The following is a 21,877-nucleotide window of genomic DNA, read 5'->3' on the forward strand; positions in this document are numbered from 1 at the left end:
TAGAAATTATTAGTGTTATTGAGTGTTGACTGGCACTTTTGTCAGGTAGACGCGAGCGCCATGGTAGACAAAGCTGGGTCATGATCACTGGAGAGCCAGACATGAACGAGCAACCCTTCTCCCTATTACGCAACCTGGCCCGATCCGGGGACAATACGCACAAGCATGACGATGGCCAGGTATCGTTCATCGACGCGATGGAAAAACTGAATGTACATTCAGTGTTCGATATCGTACGGCGCTCCAAAACCGCCTTTGTTCGCGAACTCTCACGCATCAGTGACGCTGATGCAGCGCTCGCCTATGAAAACGCTCGTTGTTACGCCACTCAGATCGTGCGCCTGTATCGCAATCAACTGCTGTCTTCAGGCCGAACCCAACAGCTGACGCGGCGCACCGGCGTGCGTTCGCTGGTAGACATCGGGCCTGGCTTTCCCAATCTTTTCAAGGAAAACTGGGATCTGCTTTGCAAGGTGGGTGCGATAGAAGCGAAGGATTCGCCGGTAGCATACCTGACGTCCTTGTACCGCTTCGCTCTGGAACAGCTGGAAGGCAGCATTGCGGAAGACAGCCGAATCAAACTCCATGACCGACGGCCTGACCTCGAAGATCTGTTGATCGATCAACAAAGCACCTTCACGCCAATCCCCACGCTGCACATCGTCAATCAAGTGTTAAGTAAAGCCATCAGCGCCTACGTGGACACGGTGCCAGCTGACAAGAATAAGTCTATTTACCAATTGGTGGCCGAGAAACAACACCCGTTTCAGTTTCCTTACAACTTTCACTTTCAACAGATCAGCCTTGGGCTTGCCGGGAAGAAGCCGACGTTAGGCGAGCTGAGTTACCGCGTCAGCCTTGAAGTTCCAACCACGTCAGGGTACGGCAGTGACTATGGAAAAGTGCAGCACTCCAGTGCCATTGCACAGGTGCTGATGAGCGGAGCAGGCCCAGAGCAACAATCAATCGTGCTTGAACCTGCCCTATCCAGTCAGGCAAACGCCGACACGTCGGCAGACCTGACCCGCCAGTTCTTCAAAACGAAATACAACGTTGATTACGTCGACGACGCCAGCAATCCTTTGAATAATCTGAACGTCTTCCTGGAGAAGACGGGTCTGGACAGCGACGGAGTCGAAGCCCTTCTTGCCATAGGCAGCCACACGGCCTATGCCTCCCCCAACATCCTGTCAGCGAAACACACCGCGGATGAAGACTCCCCACTCGAGGCAAGCCTGAAAGCAATCAAGGCCCGATTCGGAGCTGGCTACGTCAATGGCCCGACCACTCAGCCGGCAATGGCTACAAGCAAGGATGCATACGGCATTGAGCGACTGATAAACACCAGCGTGGACCGCTTCGACCGCCTGCAACGCATGATCCGTCTGCAGCGCTGGACAGGCATTCCTTTTTCAGCGCTGGACACGTTGATCATGGCGGTCATTCGCTCCGAAGGCAGCGTCAACCTTCCGATGGTGCTGACGGTTAATACGCTACGCGCACTGGGAACCTATCGGTATCTCGACAAACGTTACGGTCTTGCGCCTGATGAGTTTGCAGCCTTTGTTCACCTTATGGCCGGCGAGGCAAACGATGGGCGCTTGCCGATGTTCGACCGGGTCTTCAACAACCCGGCATTATTCGATACCCCACTGGTATTGAGCGGGTCAATTCTTTACCTCGATCATGACAGTAGCCAGTACGTCAAGGCTCGCGCTCAGTTGAGCCGAGCCTTGCATTTATCCAGCACTCATGAGGGCCTGAGGCAGCTGGCCATTGATGTTCGCGAACTGATTGGCAACGCGCCTACTGACTTCAGACTCAATTTGAGAATGATCTCTTCGCTGTACCGCCAAACCCGCATCGCTTCGATGCTCGGTCTGACCGCTTTAGAAAGCAGGGCATTGATCGACCTGCTCGGCAGTGAGTCTTATCGGAAAAAGGTGATCTCAGGTCAACTCGACGACACCGAACCGGACGTGCTCGATATCCTGATGCAACTGGACTGGGCAGTCACGTGGCTCAAAGCTTCTGATCGAGACATCGCCACACTGCGACGTCAGATAGGCTGGGACATGACCGAAACAATAGTCACGCAGGAGCTGACTGTTCAGCTTGAGCAATTAACCAACGATGCGCGCCAGGCTGTATTGAAGAGAGACCAGTTGGCATCCCTTGACTTGCCAAGCAAGGATGACCAAAACAATGCTATCACCTGGTGGAATATTCTCCATGTCCTGATCGACTTATCAGGGCTGGTCATACCCCAGCCGCTGGCCGAAGACCCAGCGTTCAGCATCCGCAGAACCCTCCATGAGCGCTTGTCTCATATCGCGATCGGGGAACCCCTTTTAACCGAAATCGAAGCCAGACTTGCAACGTTCATATTGAACGGCTACCTCAATCAACATCGATTGATGGAAGGGTTGTTGCTGACCCTGACCGGTTTGCCGCTGGACCGTTGCGAACCGGTCATACGCTGGGCAGGCAGCGACGTAAGCAAATTCCTGGGTGAGTTACTGCTGGGTAAAGGCGTCATTCAGACGCTCACGAAACTGATTCGCTATTCAGAAGTCAGCCAGCAACTGGGGCTAAGCGCCCGGGCATTACGCACGTTTTTGATCAATCCACGCTGGCTGTATCCAGAAGTTGGCTTCCTGCTTCCCCTTTCAATGAACAGTCTGTATTTGCTCGACCGTTACCGCGACTGGCGCGACAACTGCGGTTACCCGGAAGAAGCGCTGCTCGAGTATTTCAAGCAAGCCAATGACACGCCTCGAGACAATACGCAATGTGCTGCGCGGCTGGCGTCACTGACAGGCTGGACGTCATCTGAAGTACTGGCCGCAAACGCATTGCTGACGGGGTCAGATCGTATCGCTTCCAACATGCACGAAGTGGACTGGTTGAGCCGGATGCACAACGCCAGCGATGTCACCGGCCTCTCGGCAAAACAATTACTGTCGGCTACTGACCTGACAGCGACCAGCACTGCCTCGCACTGGAAGTCCGTAGGCGAAGCCGTGATAGCCGCCAACCGTTAAGCCGTGAGCATTAACCTGTTCAATGCCATGGAGGCCTGATCATGTCCGATACCCTTGAAAGCCGGCTTAACGAATCTTTTCGCGATGCGCTGGTGGCTTACTATCTGGGTGAGGTAGTACCCAACGACCCGATGCTGAAACGCCTGGGCCTGGACCAGCGGTTGAAAACGGCCAATGACCTGTACGAGTTTTTTCTGCTCGACAATCAGGTCGGCAATGAAGTCCAGAGCAGTCATATTGCATCGGCAATCAGCAGTCTGCAGCAACTCATCAACGGCACTTTGCTGGGAATGGAACCGGGGTATGAAACGTTGCAGCCGACCGACGCACGCTTTGTAGAATGGCGTGACCGCAGCAGCCAATACCCGATCTGGGCGGCCAATATGCAATTGGCGCTTTACCCGGAGATCTATATTTCTCCGGCATTGCGATTGAAAAAATCCAACTATTTCGCGCAGCTGGAAAACGACATCAACCAGAACCGAATCAATATCGACACCGCGCAAGACGCGGTGAAGGCCTATCTGGCCAGTTTTGAAGAAGTCGCCAACCTGACGATCATCAACGGCTACATCGACAGCGACCGCTTCGCAGAGGGCAAGTACTACTTTATCGGCAAGTCGCGCGCCGAGAACATTTATTACTGGCGCACGGTGGACATGAATGAGCGTGCGTACAAGGAAGGCACTGAAGGGGCGAAGTTCGATAATCCGACACCCGGTGCCTGGTCCGACTGGAAGCGCGCCGAGATCGGCATCAACGCCAATACACTGGAAAGAACCATCCGTCCGGTGTATTTCAACAATCGGTTGTTTGTGACGTGGGTGGACTTGATTCATGTTACCGAACAGGTAGACGTCACGCTGCCCACCGGCACAGTCAAGCCAGGTGCCGATGGCAGTGTCCCGATCAGTCCACCAGGCGATATAGCCCCCTTGACGGTGATCACCCCCAATGTGCGCCTGGTGTTGAATATTTCCTATAAAAAATATGATGACTCCTGGAGCGCACCACAAATCTACATGGACGTGACCACACCCAACGTCTTTGCCCGCACAGGCAAGGCAGTCAACCTGGAAAGAGACCTGAACAGTATCGCGATTTTCGACGTGTCGGCATCACCGGAATCGCTGTTTATCGCCATGTATGCGGGTGAATCGCTGACGCTTGGTGACACCGATGGCTCAACGTCGACGTATGCCTTTCTGCACACAGCCTTTATCGACAAGAACTTCAACACCACGCCAGCCTTTCCGGTTGCGAACTACGTAGAGGCCGTTTCCGGCAAGGCAGATCTGGGTCTGGAGCAACCTCGCGTGCGCAAGACCTGCTGGGCATTTGCTTTAAAGAACAAGGGGAATTTTCAGTTTACGTGGAGCCTTTATATTCGGTTGAAGTCATCGTTGACCACAGCACCCAATGGGGGCGATACATGGTGGAACTGCCTAGGCCACCAGAACACGATTACCGATATGACGGGGGCGCTTCAACCCGTTTTGAACCTGAACGCTTCGTCCATCACACTGTCCACGGCGCTGAATAGCGATATCCGCGGCGATGATTATCTAGAGGTTTTACTGACATTCAGGGTAGAACGTCGCAGCTGGGCACTTAAACTTATTGTTGAGCCTGACTATTTGACTAACCCCTTCGCCACCTTAAAAAGTGGATCAACCCTGTCTATATTAACTCCCGAATCAGCGGTAGGAAAGATTCACTTCACGCTCGTCACGTCCGACGCTGTCGATGATAATATGTTTGACTTCCTGCTCGATGAAAACTTTCAAAACTACCGAATCAGCGGCACCGCCCAAGTAAAAAACATCGAAAATGGAAAATGCAAACCCGGTATTATCAGCGCGTTACTCTATAATCAAGCACACCCTGGCTTTATAAGATCGGGCGTCATCATAATTGAAGCCCTCACTTGGAGCGACCGCCTGGATACGACTGCAGAGGGGCAGGTTCTGAGCGCTAAGGACTATACATTCGCTCAATGGTTCAGTTACCCATTGGATATGAACGTCCCCCACAACAACTCGCAAAAGCACCTGACCGCACGACCTCCGACCAGCAGCATTACAGCACCGAACCGTTACGAAACAACCATTACATTCGATAAATCCACGCTTCTGCCAAATCTTCCGCAAACCCAATTCATCAGCGGATCGAAAAAGTTCTATATCACTCATGGCATCTGCGTCAACTCGGTTAATCCCGCGGTCTGGATCGGTAACGCCCTCAAATCCACCGAAATAGAGCTGGAGTGGGCAACCGCTGATGGAAGCGACCCCGTCTCCCCCAAAATCAACAAACGCATAAGCGCCATTCTGGGGATCGCCGAATACATCGATTTCTCCGCCTCCAGCATTCGGTTCAGCGACAACTCGACCACCGACACCCGCGACCCGATCCGCATGAACACGCTGTTCGCCCGCGAGTTGATCAACAAAGCCAACATTGCGCTCGAAGCCCTGTTGTCGTGGGACACCCAGCAACTTCAGGAGCCGCCTATCGATGAAAACGACATCCCTGACCTGATGGACTTCAAAGGCGCCAACGGTCTGTACTTCTGGGAACTGTTTCTGCACCTGCCATTCATGATTTCTCACCGCCTCAATCTGGAACAACGCTTTACCGATGCCGAACGCTGGCTCGGGTTCATCTTCGATCCGGGTCGCAAAAAGACAGGCAGCGCGCCCGCTTACTGGAACGTTAGGCCGCTGGTGGAACTACCAGACCCGGATTACTTTTTGCGCGCGCCCATCGACCCGGATGGCATCGCGGCAAGCGACCCGGTGCGCTATCAGAAAGCAGTTTATTTCCATTACATCAAGAACCTGATCGACCGTGGTGACATGGCCTATCGGCAACTGACACCCGACAGCCTCGGAGAAGCCAAGCTGTGGTACGTGCGCATACTGGATCTGCTAGGGCCGCGCCCGGATGTGAAACTGACCAGCCAATGGACACCGATGGCGCTTGGCGATCTCGCGGCATCCACCAACCCGGGTTTGCGGGCCTTCGAGCAGCAGCTTGTCGAGCAGGAACGACAGGTACGTACCAGCGCCGCCGTCAACAACGGCAAAGCCACTGTCAGTTTCAGCCAACCGTCCCTGCGCTTGAGCACCTTCGGCGACGATCCGACATGGAGCGAGGAAGATAGCGATCACTTCATCCTCCCGATGAATTCGGAGCTGGTCAAATATTGGGACATGCTTGAGACGCGCCTGTACAACCTGCGCCACAACCTCACCCTGGACGGCAAACCACTGTCGTTGCCGCTGTTCGCGGCACCGCTGGACCCACGGGCACTGCTCGCGGCCTACGCCAATGGCGCAACCGACGGCGGCGCAGGCAGCCTGCTTGCTCAGGAAACGCCTCATTACCGCTACCCGGTCATGTTCGCCAGAGCCAGCGCGGCGGTCGAGACCTTGATCCAGTTCGGCTTCACGCTGCTGTCGGTCATCGAGCGTAAGGAGCAAGGGCAGCTTATGGAGCTGCAACAGCAGCAAGTCTGGGAGTTCGCCCAGTACGCTATAGACCTGCAAATCGAAGCGCAGAAAATCGAAGTTCAGACACGCAAGGCACTGGAAGCCAGCAAGGCGGTGGTTGATGCAAGAGCCCGCTTTTACGCGCAACTGGCGGAAGAAAACGTCAGCCCGGGCGAAGTCGCAGCAGGCCGTGCACTGCTCGAGGCCCGGGTTGCCGAAGGTGTCGGATCAACTGCTTATGCCGCAGCCTCGGCCTTGAAGGTAGCGCCCAACCACGCAGGTGTTCATGCCGGGGCTACAGGCGGCTTTTCTGTCGGCATTGCGGTGGGCGGAGCTGTCGGCGGTTTTCGTCTGGAAGGTGTGCCGGAGATGGTCGCCGTTGTCGCGCAAGCAAGTGCCACATTGTCTGCATCCATCGGCTACGCGCTTGAGCGTACAGAGGGCTTCCGTCGCCGTCTTCAGGAATGGGAAAACGCGCGGGATCAGGCACTGCTTGAGTCCGAACAGATCACCCTGCAACTGGCCGTTCACGACGCCCAGACCCGCGCCACCGCGTTACAGCTGCGTCAGGCTCAGGAAGCCAAAAAACAGGCCGAGACCGTCTACGCGTTTCTCAACAAACGCTTTACCAACAGCCAGCTTTATCAATGGCTCAACGGCCAGTTCTCGACCTTTTACTACCAGGCATACGACGCAAGCTTCTCACTGTGCCTGGCCGCACAAGCCTGCTGGCAGTATGAAATTGCCGACTATTCGACAAGCTTCATTCAGCCCGCTGCATGGAAAGACGCCTGGCGAGGCCTGGCCGCTGGCGAAGCACTTAAAATCAATCTGCTGCGCATGGACGCCGCTTACGTCACCCGCAATGACCGCAGGATGGAGATCGTCAAGACTGTTTCCGTGCGGCAGCTACCGGTGGCGACTGACGAGAAGCCGAGTATCAATCACGGCTGGAATGTCGTGTTAGAAAGCCTGTTGCAGAAAGGTATAGCCGAGTTCGAAATAACCAAGGCCATGCTCGATGATGATTATTCCGATCACTACCTGCGGCGTATCAAACGTATCAGCGTTTCGTTGCCGGTCACCGTCGGGCCTTATCAGGACATCCGCGCCACGCTGACCCAGTCTTACAGCGCAGTACAGATGAGTGCCCAGGCTGACGGCCCGCTCAAGGAAAACATGCGCGCCAGCCAGCAGATCGCCTTGTCTACCGGCGTGGACGATGACGGCCTGTTCGTTTTCAACTTCGACGATGAGCGTTATCTACCGTTCGAGGGCACCGGTGCGATCTCCCGCTGGACCCTGAGCTTTTCCAACCCGGCATCGCAGCGTGACATGATCGACTCGATCACCGACATCATTGTGCACATGCGCTATACGGCGAAAAGTCGTTAACCGACAAGGAGCAAGCGCCATGGAAGCTCAATCGCAATCGCCGAATCAATCGCCACAAACCCTGGAACCTGCTGTAGTCACGCCATCACTGCCCAAAGGCGGTGGCGCGATTCAAAGCATCGGCAAAGGCTGGGGATCCGTTGGCACCAGCGGCGCGGCGTCACTGGAAATCGCCCTGCCGATCAGCCCGGGGCGTGGATACGCGCCTGCTCTGTCGCTCACTTATCAGAGTACCGCAGGCAATGGTCTGTTCGGGCTTGGCTGGGGCCTGAACACCCGATCTGTCTCACGTCGGGCCAGCAAAGGCGTCCCTCTTTACACCGACGATGATCTGTTTCTCGGCCCCGGAGGCGATGTCTGCCTGCCAGAGCGCGATGACGGCGGCGCACTCATCGCGACTCGGGTCAGCAGCTACGACGGGCATGCTCTGAATGCTACTTATCAAGTGGTGCGTTACTTCGCCAGAGTCGAAGGTGCATTCGACCGAATAGAACATTGGCGCATCGACTTTTCAGACCCCGGTTTCTGGTTGATTCACGGCGCTGACGGCAGCCTGCATATCTACGGCAAAAAGGCGTCGTCCCGCAGCGCAGATCCGGCAGATACGAACCGGGTGGCCGAATGGCTGCTTGAGGAAAGCATGAATGCGACCGGTGAACACATTCTTTATGAATACAAGCCTGAAGATGAAGCCTGCCTGCCAGACGACCATCCGCGAGACTTCAGTGCACGACGCTATCTGTGGCGGGTCCGCTATGGCAATGCGTTGGCGCATCCGGTTCTGGTTCTCTGGGATAAAACCTCACTGAACGACCTGCACTGGCATTTCGACCTGCTGTTCGACTATGGCGAACGCAGCACTGATCCGGCCGTCAAGCCGACTTATGCAGAACAGACAATATGGCCGGTGCGCAGCGATCCTCATTCGAGCTTTGCGTATGGGTTTGAGCTGGGTCACCTGCGGCTGTGTCGGCAGGTATTGATGTTTCATCACTTTCCCGACGAACTCGGAGAAGAGCCCCTGCTGGTCCAGCGGTTGCTGCTGGAGTACCTCCAGACATACCTCAAGTACAACCTGCTGATTGCAGCGCACTCCCAGGCGTGGGACGGCACAGACTGGAGACAGCTCGACCAGCAGCCCCCCCTGCAGTTTCAGTACACCGAGTTCGACAGTCAAAATGACATCTACACACCGCTCGATGCGCTGGCAGGCCTGAACGACGGCCAGCGATATCAGATGGTGGACCTGTTTGGCGACGGTATACCCGGCGTGTTATATCGCGACGACAAGGCCTGGCTTTATCGCGAGCCCGTTCGTGATCCATCCGGCGGTGCGGATGCCGTTATCTACGCTCCGTACCAGGTGTTACCGAGAATACCGATTGCCGACTCAGCCAGACCGGTTCGCCAGACGCTCACCGATCTGACCGGTGACGGCCGTCTGGACTGGGTTGCTGCGCAGCCCGGTGTGGCCGGTTTTTTCACCTTGAATCCCGACCAGAGCTGGTCTGGCTTCGCGACCTTTTCGGCGTTCCCTCTCGAGTTTTTTCACCCGTCCGGCCAGTTGGCTGACCTGGTCGGTGACGGGCTCTCGGACCTTGCGATGATCGGTCCGCGCAGTGTTCGCCTGTACGCCAATCGACGAGCTGCCGGTTTCGCTGCGCCTGTCGACGTTCCCCATGACGAAGACAGATTGCCGTTGCTCAGCGACAGCCCAAACGAGCTGGTGGCGTTCAGCGATATTCTGGGCTCAGGGCAACAGCATCTGATTCGTATCAGGCACAACGAAATCCGTTTCTGGCCCAACCTGGGACGTGGGCGTTTCGGTAAGGGACAGCTGTTTGCGGCGCTGCCCTTCAGCTACGAAACCTTTGATGCGAGTCGGGTGCGGCTCGCTGATCTGGACGGTTCAGGTGCAAGCGATTTTCTTTATCTGCAAACCGATTGTTTTCTGATCTTCATGAACGAATGCGGCAATGGTCTGGCCCCCAGCATCGAGCAGCCCTGGCCGAAGGACGTGCGTTATGACCGGTTCTGTCAGTTCAGTGCGGTCGATCTGCCGGGCCTCGGTTTTTCCAGCCTGGTACTGACCGTGCCGCACATGACTCCCCGTCACTGGAGCCTTTACTATGCGGCCGACCGGGCAGGCACGGTACGCAAACCCTATCTGTTAAAAAGTACGAACAACAACCTCGGTGCAGCGGGAGAAGTGACCTATCGCAGCTCGGCACAGGAATGGCTAGACGAAAAAAACGAGCTGCGCGCCGCAGGCAGCGTTGCCGTTTCGGAATTGCCGTTCCCGGTTCATGTGGTCGTTAGACAAACCATGCAGGACAAGGTCACTGGCAATACGCTGACTCAGCTGTTCCGCTATCGACAGGGTTTCTATGACCCTCGCGAAAGGGAGTTTCGTGGCTTCGGCCTGCTTCTGCAGACCGACACCGAAACGCCGCCACAGTATCAGGAAGGCTTTAATGCCCCGGTGTTGAAAAAGACCTGGTTCCATACCGGACGCTACCCCGCCAGACCTTGTACCGACTACGACCGCAGCGACCTCGCTGCGCGCGCACCCGGCGAGCACGTTTTGTCCGTCTACAACGCGGCGACCCAGACCGAGCTGCCCATCAGTGAACCGGATGAAGCGACCTTGCAGGAAATGGCACGGACGTTGAGCGGCTCTGTACTACGCAGCGAGGTGTTCGGACTCGACGCCAGTCAACGCCCCACTGTGCTGTATTCGACCCAATCCTGCCGCTATCTGGTTCGCCAACTGCAAGCACTGAGCCCGCATCGGCCCTACACATCAATGTTGCCGCTGAACCTGGAAGTCATCACCTATCGTTACGAGGCCGACGAGCTGGAAGATCCGATGTGCGAACACAGCTTGAACCTCGCGTGGGACCTTTACGGCTCAACGGTTCACTCCGTGAGCGTCAACTACGCGCGGCGCAAGAAACCGGATGACGCTCCACCTTTTGCAGATGCTCACCAGCAACAATGGTGGCAAGCATCGCACGACGAAGCCCAGCAACAGTTTTACCTGAATGAAATGCGCGCCGAGGCCATCCATCTGGACAGCCCGCAGAGCTGGCGTCTGGGGCTGCCGTACCGCGCGCGCAGTAACGCCATGGTCGTGCAGGAAAGCGTATTGACGCCTGCGCAGATCAGCTATGAACAGTGCGCCGATCCATCCGGATTCTTCGCGACGTTGCCACGCACGCTCATCGGCCTCTCGGTGCAACGCTATATCGGTTGCAGCGAGGGCGAAGCGACTTTTCAGGCGCTGCCTGACGCCAGTGAAACGGCGGAACTGGATGATCACGCACTGACTGCCTATGAGCGGGTCATGGACAGCGTGACGCTGGCAGGCAAACTCGTCGAGATTGGCTATCAGCAGATGCCGAGTTTTTTGCCGGCCGACCGCCTGAATCTCTGGTCGGTAAAACGCGGGTTCGCAACCTACGCCGGACCTGAGCACTTCTTTCACCTCACCACGTTCAGGCCCACCCGTAGTCATGGCTGGAGTCTCGTCGAGTACGACGCATACAACCTGTTCACGACGCGTATGACTGACCCGGCAGGCTGCGTCACCACCGCTGAATACGATTACCGTGTGCTGCAACCCAGACGAATCATCGACCCCAATCAGAACAGTCGGGAAGCCGATTACGATGCGTTCGGCAGAGTGTGGGCGACCAGCTTTTACGGCACGGAACTGGGTGAGGAAATCGGTTTCCCGCCGCTCAACCGCAGCGGACGTTACTGGGCGTCAGCCAGCGAAGCCGCGCTCCAGCCTGTTTACGCTCTGGGCAGACAAGCCAGCGCACTTTATTACGATGGCAATACGGCGCTGGGGCCCGTCCGCATCCCCCTGTCGAGCGCAGCCCTCGTGGCAGACCGCTATCCGGAAGACCCGGACAAGCAGATCCGCATCAGCATGGCGTCGATAGACGGTTTCGGGCGCACGCTGCAAACCCATCAAAAGGTCGAAGACGGCGACGCCTATTCAGTCGATCAATGGGGCAATCTGGAACTGGTCGATGGCAAACCGAAAGTCGTCCACGCATCGCCTCGCTGGCGTGTAAGCGAACGGGTGGAATACAACAATAAGGGCCTGGCCGTGCGTGTCTATCGTCCGTACTTCGCCAACAGTCACATCTATATAAACGACGCCTCGATACGGGCACTGAACATCGTCGACAAACAGTTCTACGACCCGCTGGGCCGCCCGACCGTCACGATCACCGCCAAGGGCTGGATGCGTCGACAGACCTACCGGACTTGGTACACCATCAGTGAGGATGAAAACGATACGGCTGAGGAAGTGCTGGCAGCGACAAAATCAAATGAACATGGTCAGTAGTACGCTGCATGCCAACACACCGGAACTGCTCGTTTCCGAAGCTCGCAGGCTGATTGTGCGCCGAGTTCTGCTGCATCGAACCGAGGCACCGGAGAGCGCCGTAACGCGGGTCACACGCCAGCGGTTCGATGCGGCAGGCCGGATGATCGCTGCTATAGACCCGCGTCTCGACAGTGCGAACCAGCGTACGGTCTACAGCCTCGGAGGCAACGCGCTCGCAACAGAGAGTGCTGATGCAGGCTGGCGAGTTACGCTGTTCGGCGAGGCGCGCCTGGCATTGCATGGCTGGGACGGTCGCGGCAGCGAGCGCCGGTTTGAATACGACCGGCTACTGCGCCCGACAGGCATCATCGAGCGTAGTCGGGTAGTCGAGCGATTCACCTATGGCGGAGCAGACGCGTTCGTTCATAACCAATGCAATCAGCTTGTCCGACATGACGACACAGCTGGCACACAGCTTTTTCCGGATTATGCCTTGCAGGGGGCGTTGCTGACCGAAGCACGGCAATTCCTGTTGTCGCTCGATGCGCCGGACTGGCCGATCGCCGAAGCCGAGCGCAATGCCTTGCTTGAGCCTGCGCCGTTGCAAAGCCGATGGGGGGTCAATGCACTGGGCGAAGTCATCGAACAGTCCGATGCCATGGGTAACCGACAGGTGTTCGGCCAGAATGTTGCCGGGCAATCCCGGACGCTTAGCCTGATGCAGGCTGGCATTTACCAGCCGCAGACACTGCTTGCTGATACCCGCTACAACGCATTCAACCAGGTCGAGCAGGAAACAGCGGGCAATGGCGTCGTCAGTCATTACTCCTATGATCCACAGGACGGTCGGCTGACTGAACTCTGCGCTGTATCTGCTGCTGGCTCTGTGTTGCAAAGGCTGAATTACAGCTATGACCCGGTGGGTAATGTTCTGCTCATCAACGATACCTGCCAACCAGACCGATACTGCGGCAACGAGCTTATCGAACCGATAAACCGTTACCGCTACGACACGCTGTATCAACTGATCGAAGCCAGTGGCCGTGAAGTCAGAAACGGCGCCAGCCATGGTCCGGAAATGCCCGGTCTACATAGCTTGCCGACCACCGATGCGTGTCAGGTCAGCAACTACACTCAGAATTACAGCTACGACGCAGCGGGTAATCTGCTGAAAATGCGCCACGAAGGCGCTCACAACTTCACCCGCAACATGCACGTCGCCCCGGACAGCAATCGCAGCCTTCCCGACGATGACGGGGACGTGGATTTCGCCACGAGCTTTGACGCCAACGGAAATCTGCTGCAACTGGTGCGCGGGCAGGCCATGAGCTGGGATGTGCGTAATCAACTTGCTTTGATCATCCTGCTGCAGCGTAAAGACGCACCGAATGATGAAGAGCGTTATGTCTATGACGGCCAAGGTCAACGCTGCCGGAAAATCAGCACTGCGCAGGCATCAGGTCGCACGCTGACCAACGAAGTGCGTTACCTGCCGGGGCTGGAAATTCGCACAACGGCTGATGGCGAAGTCCTCCACGTCATCACCGCTCAGGCGGGGCGCAACAGTATTCGGGTCTTGCACTGGGAAGCAGGGAAACCGGACGGTATCGCGAATGATCAGGTACGTTACAGCCTGGGTGATCATTTGGGATCGAGCACGCTTGAGCTGGATCAGCAAGGCAGCCTGATCAGCCAGGAAAGCTACTACCCGTTTGGCGGCACGGCCTGGTGGGCGGCACGCAGTGCAATTGAAGCGAAGTACAAGACGGTGCGTTATTCGGGCAAGGAGCGCGACGCGAGTGGGCTTTACTACTACGGGTTCAGGTATTACGCGCCGTGGTTGCAGCGGTGGATAAACCCGGACCCGGCAGGGGATGTGGATGGTTTGAATGTGTACCGGTACGTGAGGAACAGTCCAATCACTTATGACGACAGGCATGGAAACATGGGGAGGTATGCGCTTGAGTCGCCGGCATCACCCGCTCGTCGAAAGCCAACAACCTCAAATATCTATGCCCTTGGAAATCACGATGCCAGACCCGGCGTTTTGTGGGGGGATCAGGAGCAATTCCTTGAACCTGCGTACACAATGCCGGACAGGTATCTTGTTTCCGGATTGGAAGAAAGATTGGCCGCCGCTGATAAACGTTCCGGCAAGGCGACCGATCTCGTAGCGACAATGTTTGAACATAACAGCAGCTTCGCAGACTATCCTTACGCCGTAGAGTCAAAGAATCTTCAAAAAAACGACGACTTCCTTAACGACTACTCGCCCAACGAATGGACCTTTCGTTCAAACTACAAAAGAAGCGAAAGCAATGACTATCATGCCAATGACATCGTTCGACACCAGTATAAAATCATCGCTCAAAAAACAAATACCCATGACATTTTACCTTCCATTATAAAAAATAGCTTCGTCATAAATAATGAGACGTTGATGAAAACCTCAAACATAGAAAACAAAACTCCGGAAATGCTAGAAGCTTTCCTTCAGAAAACGCCCAACGGCAAGCGGACCCAACGGGTACTTGACGATTTTGGCATGGAGGCTTTATGGGTTGATCGGCAAGTGGACTCAGAATTCCCCTTCGCTAATTTTATTGTTGCTGTACGCCCGAAACAGCAGTCAAATATCCAGACTGGCTTTCACTAGTGTGCTGTTCGCGAAATAATTTCCTGTGCATTTCGTCTACACTTCAAACGTCATTCCTGCCTTGGAGAGCTTGCCATGAGCGCTCTGGACATCACACTTAGCCCCGAAGAAAAGACCGAGCTGAAACGACGGTGCGCTCTGCCACCATTCCTCAGCGAGCAGGCCGGCGAGCACGGATTATTCTACTGGCTGCCGAAGGCGAAACCCGAGACAACCTTGCGCGCTTGACCGGTTTTTCCTGCCCGACAATCACCGACTGGTGCCAGCGCTTCCAAGCACATCGGCTTGATGGACTGATCGACAAACCACCCGCCATGGCACGGTCACGTTATTCGCCGCACTGGAGGGCGGCATTTATATGGACGCAGATGTTGCAGTCGGACGGCCACTTGGAATTCTTGAGGCGCCCAACGGATTTCTGGTACACGTTGAAGGGGGATTGATTTCCAACGCCGTACTTGCCTCTGCGCCCCAGAATAAAACTGTTGGAAACATCATGGACACCATCGTCAACCTTTACACAACCAGCACCACCATGATGGAGCATAATGAGAATTACGGATGGGGCAAAAAACGCAGTACGCCGGGCCAAGGACCGTTCAGCAGATTAAACTTAACCACGCATATGACCGGCCCCTCACTGATCCGAAATTTCCTTCCTGCAACAGCAGCAGGAAAAAAGCATACGCATTGCCTAACGATAAGTTCTTCTATCGTGAGACACCATTGGCAGGTAACACGCGACCGGAGCAACGATCTTTATCAGCTATTTTCTTTCGCGGCTTCAAGAGCGGGCTCAATGGTGAGGGACGCTGGGCAAATGTTCGCCCTGGTAAAAGAGGGTCGATATTTTGATCGATTTCAAGCCACCTCACTGCCTGCACGCAGAGGACTGCTTACGAAATGATCAATAGAAATCAGCTTGTGCTGCACGGCTGGAATACCACATAAAAAGATGCCAACGCGGGACCACAGTCGGCCCCGCTTACACCCTCAATTCCGCTGATCCAGCAAGTTCACCACCAACCGGTCGATCCAGCCCCACAGGCGCTGTTTGACACGCCGCCAAAGGGGTCTGGCTTTCCAGTCTTCCAGCGTGATTTCGGCGCTCAGGGTGAAATCTTTTTCGAAGCTGGCGACCACGTCCCGAGTCAGGCCCGGATCGATGCCTTCGAGGTTGGCTTCCAGGTTGAAGTGCAGATTCCAGTGATCGAAGTTGCACGAGCCGATGCTCACCCAGTCGTCGATCAGCACCATTTTCAGGTGCAGGAAACACGGCTGGTATTCGAAGACTTTGACACCGGCGCGCAGCAGACGCGGGTAGTAGCGGTGGCCGGCGTAGCGCACGGACGGGTGGTCGGTGCGTGGGCCGGTCAGCAGCAGCCGCACATCGACGCCACGCGCCGCCGCGCTGCGCAATGCGCGACGGACTTTCCAGGTGGGCAGGAAATACGGCGTGGCGAGCCAGACGCGCTTCTGGCCGCTGTGCAAAGTACGCACCAGCGACTGCAGAATGTCGCGGTGCTGACGGGAATCAGCGTAGGCAACCCGTCCCAGCCCTTCACCGGACGTCGGCATGTTGGGTAACTGCCTCAGGCCGAAGTTTTGCTTCGGACGCCAGGCAAAGCGCAGAGCATTGGCATGAAATTGCCGGTCGAACAGCGCCTGCCAGTCCAGAACCAGCGGCCCGGTGATCTCCACCATGACCTCATGCCACTGACTGACGTCTTTGTCCGGCTCCCAGAATTCATCGGTCACCCCGGTGCCACCCACCACCGCCAGAGCTTTGTCCACGACCAGAATCTTGCGATGGTCACGGTACAGATTGCGCACGCCACGCCGCCAGTGAATCGGGTTGTAGAAGCGCAGGATTACCCCGGCATCCGTCAGTTGTTGGCGCAGCCCGGCATCGAAGGCTTTCGAGCCGAAGTCATCGAACAGACAGCGGACCATCACGCCACGCCGTCCCGCCTCGACCAGCGCCCGCACGATGGCATCGGCGCAGGCCCCGGCTTCGACCAGGTACAGCTCAAGGTCTACCTGCTGTTCGGCGCGATCAATCGCTGCGATCATGCGCGGAAAGAACGCCGGGCCGTCGATCAATAATTGGAAACGGTTGTTTTCACGCCACGGAAAAATCGCGCTGGCCATATCAGCGCGCCGTGAAAATCAGCACGGCGCCCACGGGCACCGACAGGCTGACCGCTGACAATCCCGCCGTTTTGCGCAAGGCGGTGAAGTCCGGCACCAGATCGAAATCCTGTGCATGGACCACCAGCGGCTCCAGCGTCACCACCTGAAAGCGGCGATCGTCGAGACGCGTCACCAACAACTCCGCATTGTAGGTATGGGTCTTGTCGCGCAGGCTCACGGACAGCGGCAAGCGCAGCTCCAGTTGCGCACCGGGGGCCAGATCGTTGAACGGTCGCATGTCCAGCTGCGCGTTGATCTGTGCAAAAGGAAAGGTGTGGACCTGAAATACCTGATCACGGAGGCGCTCGTCGCGCATCGGAATGCCGGTGCTGACCGACTCCATCTCGATCTGCACTTGCGCCAGCCCTTTGTTGCTCACTTTGCCGTGCAGCACCAGAAAGCGGTGTACTTCGGCGATGTCGGAGTCTTTGGTTGAAGTGAAAGAGAGTCGTGACGACTCGTTATCCAGATACCAGTTGGCATGGGCAGGTAACGCCACTGCGGCCAGCATGACCAGCAGCAGACGAATTGTGTTGAGCATGCAGACTCCAGACGTGCATTTGGGGGCAACCTTAACGCCTGTCAGACCTCCGGCATACCGCTATGTTCGACCCGACGTGTCAGGAAGCGGGGGGCAGCAGCCGACAGCCTTGTTTTTCGCCCTGCCACGCGGCGCTGCTGGTACGTCCAAGGCCGCTGGCAACCACCCGTTTCTGGCTCGCATCGTCTGTCAGGGTGCTGGGCACGTACTGTTTGACGTAGCCCCGACAGTACGTTTCAGGGTTGTTCATCACGTACCGGCACGAGCAGTATTCCTTGGCGGTGTAAGCGCTGATGATGGTCGGGAATGCCTGCAGATTCACGCGGTACAGCCAGGCGAGCACGGCGAGCGCTACGATGATCAGCACCAACAGGCTGCTGAACGGGCGACGCAGGATGAACATCCGACGGCTGCTCATTGGCTACCCTCCTTGCCGAAGGCTGTTTGTATCAGCTTGAGCATTTGATTGTGGTTATAAGTGCCATCACGATCATCGGCATAGCGCACGATGACCAGTTTCTGTTCAGGAATCACATACAGCGCCTGCCCCCAGTGCCCCAGCGCGGCGAAGGTACCGGCGGGCGCGTCAGCCCATGGGCCCTTGCCCCCATCAGCCGTGCGATTGAGCCACCACTGACCGCCTGGTACTTCAACACTGGCGTCCACCTGCTCGCCGGCAAAGGGCGTCAGCACGAAATCCATCCATGCCTGATTGAGCAACTGCCGCCCCTGCCATTGCCCGCCGCGCTGCACCAACAGGCCGATACGTGCCAGATCGCGAGCGGTCATGTAGGCATATGAAGACCCCACGAAGGTGCCGCTGCCGTCGGTTTCCCAGACCGCACCACGAATACCGAGCGGGTCGAACAGCGCTGTCCACGGGTAGTCCGGATACGCCTGTTGCCCGACCATGTTTTTCAGCGCGGCCGCCAGCACGGTGCTGTCGCCGCTGGAATAAAGATAGGCCTTGCCCGCTGGCCTGGCGGCGGCATGCTCGGCGGTAAAGCGCGCCATGTCGTCACGCCCTCGGGTATAGAGCATGGCGACAACAGAGGAGTTGAGCGGTGCGTATTCGTAGTCTTCCTGCCAGTCCAGGCCGGACGCCCAGTGCATCAGGTCTTTAAGGGTGATGTCGGGATGCTTCTGGAACGGCGCATAGAACTTCGCGACCGGATCATTCAGTTGAAAGCGTGCTTCTGTAAACGCCACGCCAAGCACCGTGGCCAGGATGCTCTTGCTGATGGACCAGGTCAGGTGCGGGGTCTGGGCGGTGGTGACACCGGCATAGCGTTCGTAAACGACTTCGCCATCACGGATGACCAGCAGCGCGTCGGTGCGAATGCCTTTGCGGGTGTCCTCGTCCCTGGCCGGAAAGGCGTAGTTTTCAAGCGTTTCGATGGCCGGGGATCGTGGGACCGAGCGAGATGGCCACTGCTCCGCGGGCCATGTTTCGGCAACAGCGTTATGCGCGCTGATACCCAGCATCAACAGCAGACACAGGCGGACGAATCGACGAGGCATGGCAGGGTCTCGAAAGAATTATCCGCGAACCTTATCAAACCTTCATGACAATCCGGTAACGCGCAGGATTGGTGGGATGTGGAGGGACCGGGCGACGCTTCGCTTGTGTGGGATGGGCTGCGAAGCGGCCCTAAAACAGGCCACCTTGATTGTGCCTGATGCACCGCATGCACCGATTTTGCTGCCGGTTCCCGGCAGGCCGCGGACAAGTCCGCTCCTACGCCCTGCGGGCAGAAGCCTGTTTTCCGAGCTCATCAAGACTTGTGCATCACGCGGGACGTGGAGCTTCGGCACAAGAGTCCGGGCGTAACAGGACCACAAAACCCTCAGTCACACAACCATCACCAAAGCTTCACAGGCATGACACGCCATCTCCCTAGCCTGCAGTTACGGCAAAGCGCCTGGACAAATCAGTCAACCAGCCCTGTCAGCCAAGGCTGGCTCATGGAGATTCGTATGACCCAGATCGCCCGCATTCGTGACAACACTTCTGAACGTCGGCTTCAGGCAGAACGCCTGATTGGAACGCGCGCCCTGCAGGAAGCACAGGCGCTGCGTTTCAGTGTGTTCAGCGAAGAGTTCAACGCTCGCCTCAACGGCGCTGAACAAGGTCTGGATATCGATGACTACGATGTTCACTGCTCGCACATCGGGGTTCGCGACTTGAACACCGGGCGTCTGGTTGCCACCACCCGGCTGCTCGACCACAAGGCTGCCAGCACCTTGGGCAGCTTCTACAGTGAAGAAGAATTCAGTCTGCACGGCCTGGCACATTTGCAAGGTCCGATTCTGGAACTGGGGCGCACCTGTGTCGATCCGGCCTACCGTAACGGCGGCACCATCGCCGTGTTGTGGAGCGAACTGGCCGAAGTGCTCAACGAAGGCGGCTACAGCTACCTGATGGGCTGCGCGAGCATCCCGATGCAGGACGGCGGCATTCAGGCCCACGCAATCATGCAGCGCCTGCGCGAACGCTACCTGTGCAACGAGCACCTGCGCGCCGAGCCGAAAAATCCGCTGCCGACCCTCGATATTCCAAGCAACGTCATTTGCGAAATGCCGCCGCTGCTCAAGGCCTACATGCGCCTGGGTGCGAAGATCTGCGGCGAGCCCTGCTGGGACGAAGATTTCCAGGTCGCCGACGTGTTCATCCTGCTCAAGCGCGACGACCTGTGCCCACGCTACGCGCGTCACTTCAAGGCGGCCGTGTGATGAGCCGGATGCGCGGCTATGCCCGCGTGGTCCGGGTGCTGCTGGTCGTAGCACTCGGCCTGACGATTGCCGGAGCGTTCGCGATTCTGGAGCGCATGAAAGCCGGCAGCTCGATGGAGCGCAGGCAGCGCTGGAGCCGCTGGTTCATGGCACGCCTGAGCAACGCCCTGCCGTTTCGCGTCACCGTGACCGGCGAGTTGCCAAAGCAGCCGATGCTGTGGGTCAGCAATCATGTGTCATGGACCGACATCGCGTTGCTGGGCATGCTCGCGCCGCTGTCGTTTCTGTCCAAGGCCGAAGTGCGCACCTGGCCGGTGGCTGGCTGGCTGGCCTTGAAAGCCGGCACCCTGTTCATTCGTCGCGGCGCGGGTGACAGCCGTCTGATCCAGAAGCAGATGTGCAATCACTTGCAACAAGGCAACGCGCTGTTGATCTTCCCGGAAGGCACCACCACTGACGGCCGGAGCCTGCGCACCTTTCACGGTCGCCTGCTTTCCAGCGCCATCGAAGCAGGCGTGCCGATCCAGCCGGTCGCCATCGGCTATTCGCGTGATGGCAAGCCTGACCCTATTGCGCCGTTCATTGGTGATGATGACCTGCTGTCGCATCTGCGCCGGCTGTTCGCCAACGAGCAAAGCGACGTGCATATCCATTTGCTGACGCCGATCCCGACGGCGGATCAGGAACGCGCCGCTCTGGCATTCAAGGCCCAGCAGGCCGTGCAGATGGCGTTGTTTGGCGAACCCGCGATCGGCAAGCCGGTTCAACCAAGTGAAGTGGTTTCGCGCCCGGCCAAAGCGGCCTGAGCGAACGCCTCCAGTTGCGGATAGAACTCGGCGAAATCCGCACTCAAGGGCTGGTACAACGCCTGCAATTCCTGCATGCAGCCGGCCAGCCCCTCGGGTCGTGACAGACGTCGGGATATCCCGTTCAGCACCTGCTCAAGCACCGCGAAATCCCGATACGAACCCAGCCAGTCCTGCGCCGCCATCCGCGGTGCGATCAACGCCAGACGCTCGGGCAACTGAGGCTCGGCGGCCAGCGCGCCATAAACCCGGCGAGTGAAGGTGTCCAGAGGCAGATCGGCATATACATGCCAGTCACGCGCCAGACAATGGTCGAAAAACACATCGAGCATGATGCCCGCGTAACGCCGCCGCTGCGTCGGAAAGCGAGCGATGGACGCCTTGATCAGCGGATGGGCATCGGTGAACGCGTCAATACTGCGATGCAGACGAATCGCGGCTTCCAGTTCGACAGGAAAACGCCCGGGCAGCGGACCTTTGACGAAGTCACCGTACAGGCTGCCGAGCAATTGGGCAGGCCGCTGCCCGCCAAGATGAAGATGTGCCAGATAGTTCATGAGCGCAAGCCTACGCCGCTTTCGGGGGTCCGGTCTATATATCGATATAACCCGATATACCGATTTGTTCGCTGCTCAGCACAAAATCATATTTGTATATCGCTATATACAGA

The 21,877-nt window shown here is 57.2% G+C and carries 12 protein-coding genes and 1 pseudogene; 8 read left to right on the plus strand and 5 right to left on the minus strand.

Translation table 11 applies throughout. The features are described from left to right. The first annotated feature begins 101 nt into the window (after positions 1-101). From ABJ99_RS17140 to ABJ99_RS27365, 6 genes and pseudogenes are all read left to right on the plus strand, one after another. Positions 102-3,044: a Tc toxin subunit A gene (locus ABJ99_RS17140; protein WP_054086832.1), complete on the plus strand. Its 2,943-nt coding sequence runs from the start codon at positions 102-104 to the stop codon at positions 3,042-3,044. A gap of 41 nt (positions 3,045-3,085) precedes the next feature. Next, positions 3,086-7,933 carry a Tc toxin subunit A-related protein gene (locus ABJ99_RS17145; protein WP_054086833.1) on the plus strand — a complete coding sequence of 1,616 codons (4,848 nt, stop codon included), beginning with the start codon at positions 3,086-3,088 and terminating at the stop codon, positions 7,931-7,933. 19 nt (positions 7,934-7,952) lie between these two features. Next, a complete protein-coding gene (locus ABJ99_RS17150) occupies positions 7,953-12,296 on the plus strand; it encodes a SpvB/TcaC N-terminal domain-containing protein (protein ID WP_054086834.1) in 4,344 nt (1,447 codons plus the stop codon). Continuing rightward, positions 12,286-14,934 carry an RHS repeat domain-containing protein gene (locus ABJ99_RS17155; RefSeq protein ID WP_054086856.1) on the plus strand — a complete coding sequence of 883 codons (2,649 nt, stop codon included), beginning with the start codon at positions 12,286-12,288 and terminating at the stop codon, positions 14,932-14,934. The genes ABJ99_RS17150 and ABJ99_RS17155 overlap by 11 nt, the downstream gene beginning before the upstream one ends. 75 nt (positions 14,935-15,009) lie before the next feature. After that, positions 15,010-15,242 (plus strand): annotated as a pseudogene (locus tag ABJ99_RS27360) (helix-turn-helix domain-containing protein); the annotation flags it as partial. 50 nt (positions 15,243-15,292) lie between these two features. Beyond that, entirely contained in the window at positions 15,293-15,841 is a 549-nt protein-coding gene (locus ABJ99_RS27365; RefSeq protein ID WP_230081044.1) for a hypothetical protein, read from the plus strand. A gap of 86 nt (positions 15,842-15,927) precedes the next feature. Here ABJ99_RS27365 and ABJ99_RS17160 read toward each other — a convergent pair whose 3' ends face one another. The 4 genes from ABJ99_RS17160 to ABJ99_RS17175 form a co-directional block, all read right to left on the minus strand. After that, a complete protein-coding gene (locus tag ABJ99_RS17160; RefSeq protein ID WP_054086835.1) occupies positions 15,928-17,085 on the minus strand; it encodes a phospholipase D-like domain-containing protein in 1,158 nt (385 codons plus the stop codon). A gap of 1 nt (position 17,086) precedes the next feature. Next, a complete protein-coding gene (locus ABJ99_RS17165; protein WP_054086836.1) occupies positions 17,087-17,668 on the minus strand; it encodes a YceI family protein in 582 nt (193 codons plus the stop codon). Positions 17,669-17,747: 79 nt separating this feature from the next. Continuing rightward, a complete protein-coding gene (locus tag ABJ99_RS17170) occupies positions 17,748-18,086 on the minus strand; it encodes a hypothetical protein (protein ID WP_054086837.1) in 339 nt (112 codons plus the stop codon). Next, the gene (locus tag ABJ99_RS17175; protein WP_054086838.1) at positions 18,083-19,189 is read right to left on the minus strand and encodes a serine hydrolase domain-containing protein; all 1,107 of its coding nucleotides are present in this window, start codon (positions 19,187-19,189) and stop codon (positions 18,083-18,085) included. The genes ABJ99_RS17170 and ABJ99_RS17175 overlap by 4 nt, the downstream gene beginning before the upstream one ends. 456 nt (positions 19,190-19,645) lie before the next feature. Here ABJ99_RS17175 and olsB point away from each other — a divergent pair, with 456 nt between their 5' ends. Both olsB and ABJ99_RS17185 read left to right on the plus strand, forming a co-directional pair. Further along, on the plus strand, positions 19,646-20,401 hold the full coding sequence (gene olsB / locus ABJ99_RS17180) for an L-ornithine N(alpha)-acyltransferase (RefSeq protein ID WP_007248893.1): 756 nt from the start codon (positions 19,646-19,648) through the stop codon (positions 20,399-20,401). Continuing rightward, complete coding sequence (locus ABJ99_RS17185) at positions 20,401-21,207, plus strand: lysophospholipid acyltransferase family protein (protein ID WP_054086839.1); 807 nt, start codon at positions 20,401-20,403, stop codon at positions 21,205-21,207. Before olsB ends, ABJ99_RS17185 begins: the two co-directional genes overlap by 1 nt. Here ABJ99_RS17185 and ABJ99_RS17190 read toward each other — a convergent pair. Then, on the minus strand, positions 21,165-21,764 hold the full coding sequence (locus tag ABJ99_RS17190; RefSeq protein WP_054086840.1) for an acyl carrier protein phosphodiesterase: 600 nt from the start codon (positions 21,762-21,764) through the stop codon (positions 21,165-21,167). The two genes, ABJ99_RS17185 and ABJ99_RS17190, sit on opposite strands and share 43 nt — an antisense overlap. Positions 21,765-21,877: the final 113 nt, after the last annotated feature.

The organism is Pseudomonas syringae pv. cilantro, assembly GCF_001293775.1.
GTDB lineage: Bacteria > Pseudomonadota > Gammaproteobacteria > Pseudomonadales > Pseudomonadaceae > Aquipseudomonas > Aquipseudomonas syringae_P.

Bases quoted from the DNA above. Each gene is read 5' to 3' on its own strand.
- ABJ99_RS17140 (WP_054086832.1), top strand. From the start codon at position 102: ATGAACGAGCAACCCTTCTCCCTATTACGCAACCTGGCCCGATCCGGG.
- ABJ99_RS17145 (WP_054086833.1), top strand. From the start codon at position 3,086: ATGTCCGATACCCTTGAAAGCCGGCTTAACGAATCTTTTCGCGATGCG.
- ABJ99_RS17150 (WP_054086834.1), top strand. From the start codon at position 7,953: ATGGAAGCTCAATCGCAATCGCCGAATCAATCGCCACAAACCCTGGAA.
- ABJ99_RS17155 (WP_054086856.1), top strand. From the start codon at position 12,286: ATGGTCAGTAGTACGCTGCATGCCAACACACCGGAACTGCTCGTTTCC.
- ABJ99_RS27365 (WP_230081044.1), top strand. From the start codon at position 15,293: ATGGACGCAGATGTTGCAGTCGGACGGCCACTTGGAATTCTTGAGGCG.
- ABJ99_RS17160 (WP_054086835.1), bottom strand. From the start codon at position 17,085: ATGGCCAGCGCGATTTTTCCGTGGCGTGAAAACAACCGTTTCCAATTA.
- ABJ99_RS17165 (WP_054086836.1), bottom strand. From the start codon at position 17,668: ATGCTCAACACAATTCGTCTGCTGCTGGTCATGCTGGCCGCAGTGGCG.
- ABJ99_RS17170 (WP_054086837.1), bottom strand. From the start codon at position 18,086: ATGAGCAGCCGTCGGATGTTCATCCTGCGTCGCCCGTTCAGCAGCCTG.
- ABJ99_RS17175 (WP_054086838.1), bottom strand. From the start codon at position 19,189: ATGCCTCGTCGATTCGTCCGCCTGTGTCTGCTGTTGATGCTGGGTATC.
- olsB (WP_007248893.1), top strand. From the start codon at position 19,646: ATGACCCAGATCGCCCGCATTCGTGACAACACTTCTGAACGTCGGCTT.
- ABJ99_RS17185 (WP_054086839.1), top strand. From the start codon at position 20,401: ATGAGCCGGATGCGCGGCTATGCCCGCGTGGTCCGGGTGCTGCTGGTC.
- ABJ99_RS17190 (WP_054086840.1), bottom strand. From the start codon at position 21,764: ATGAACTATCTGGCACATCTTCATCTTGGCGGGCAGCGGCCTGCCCAA.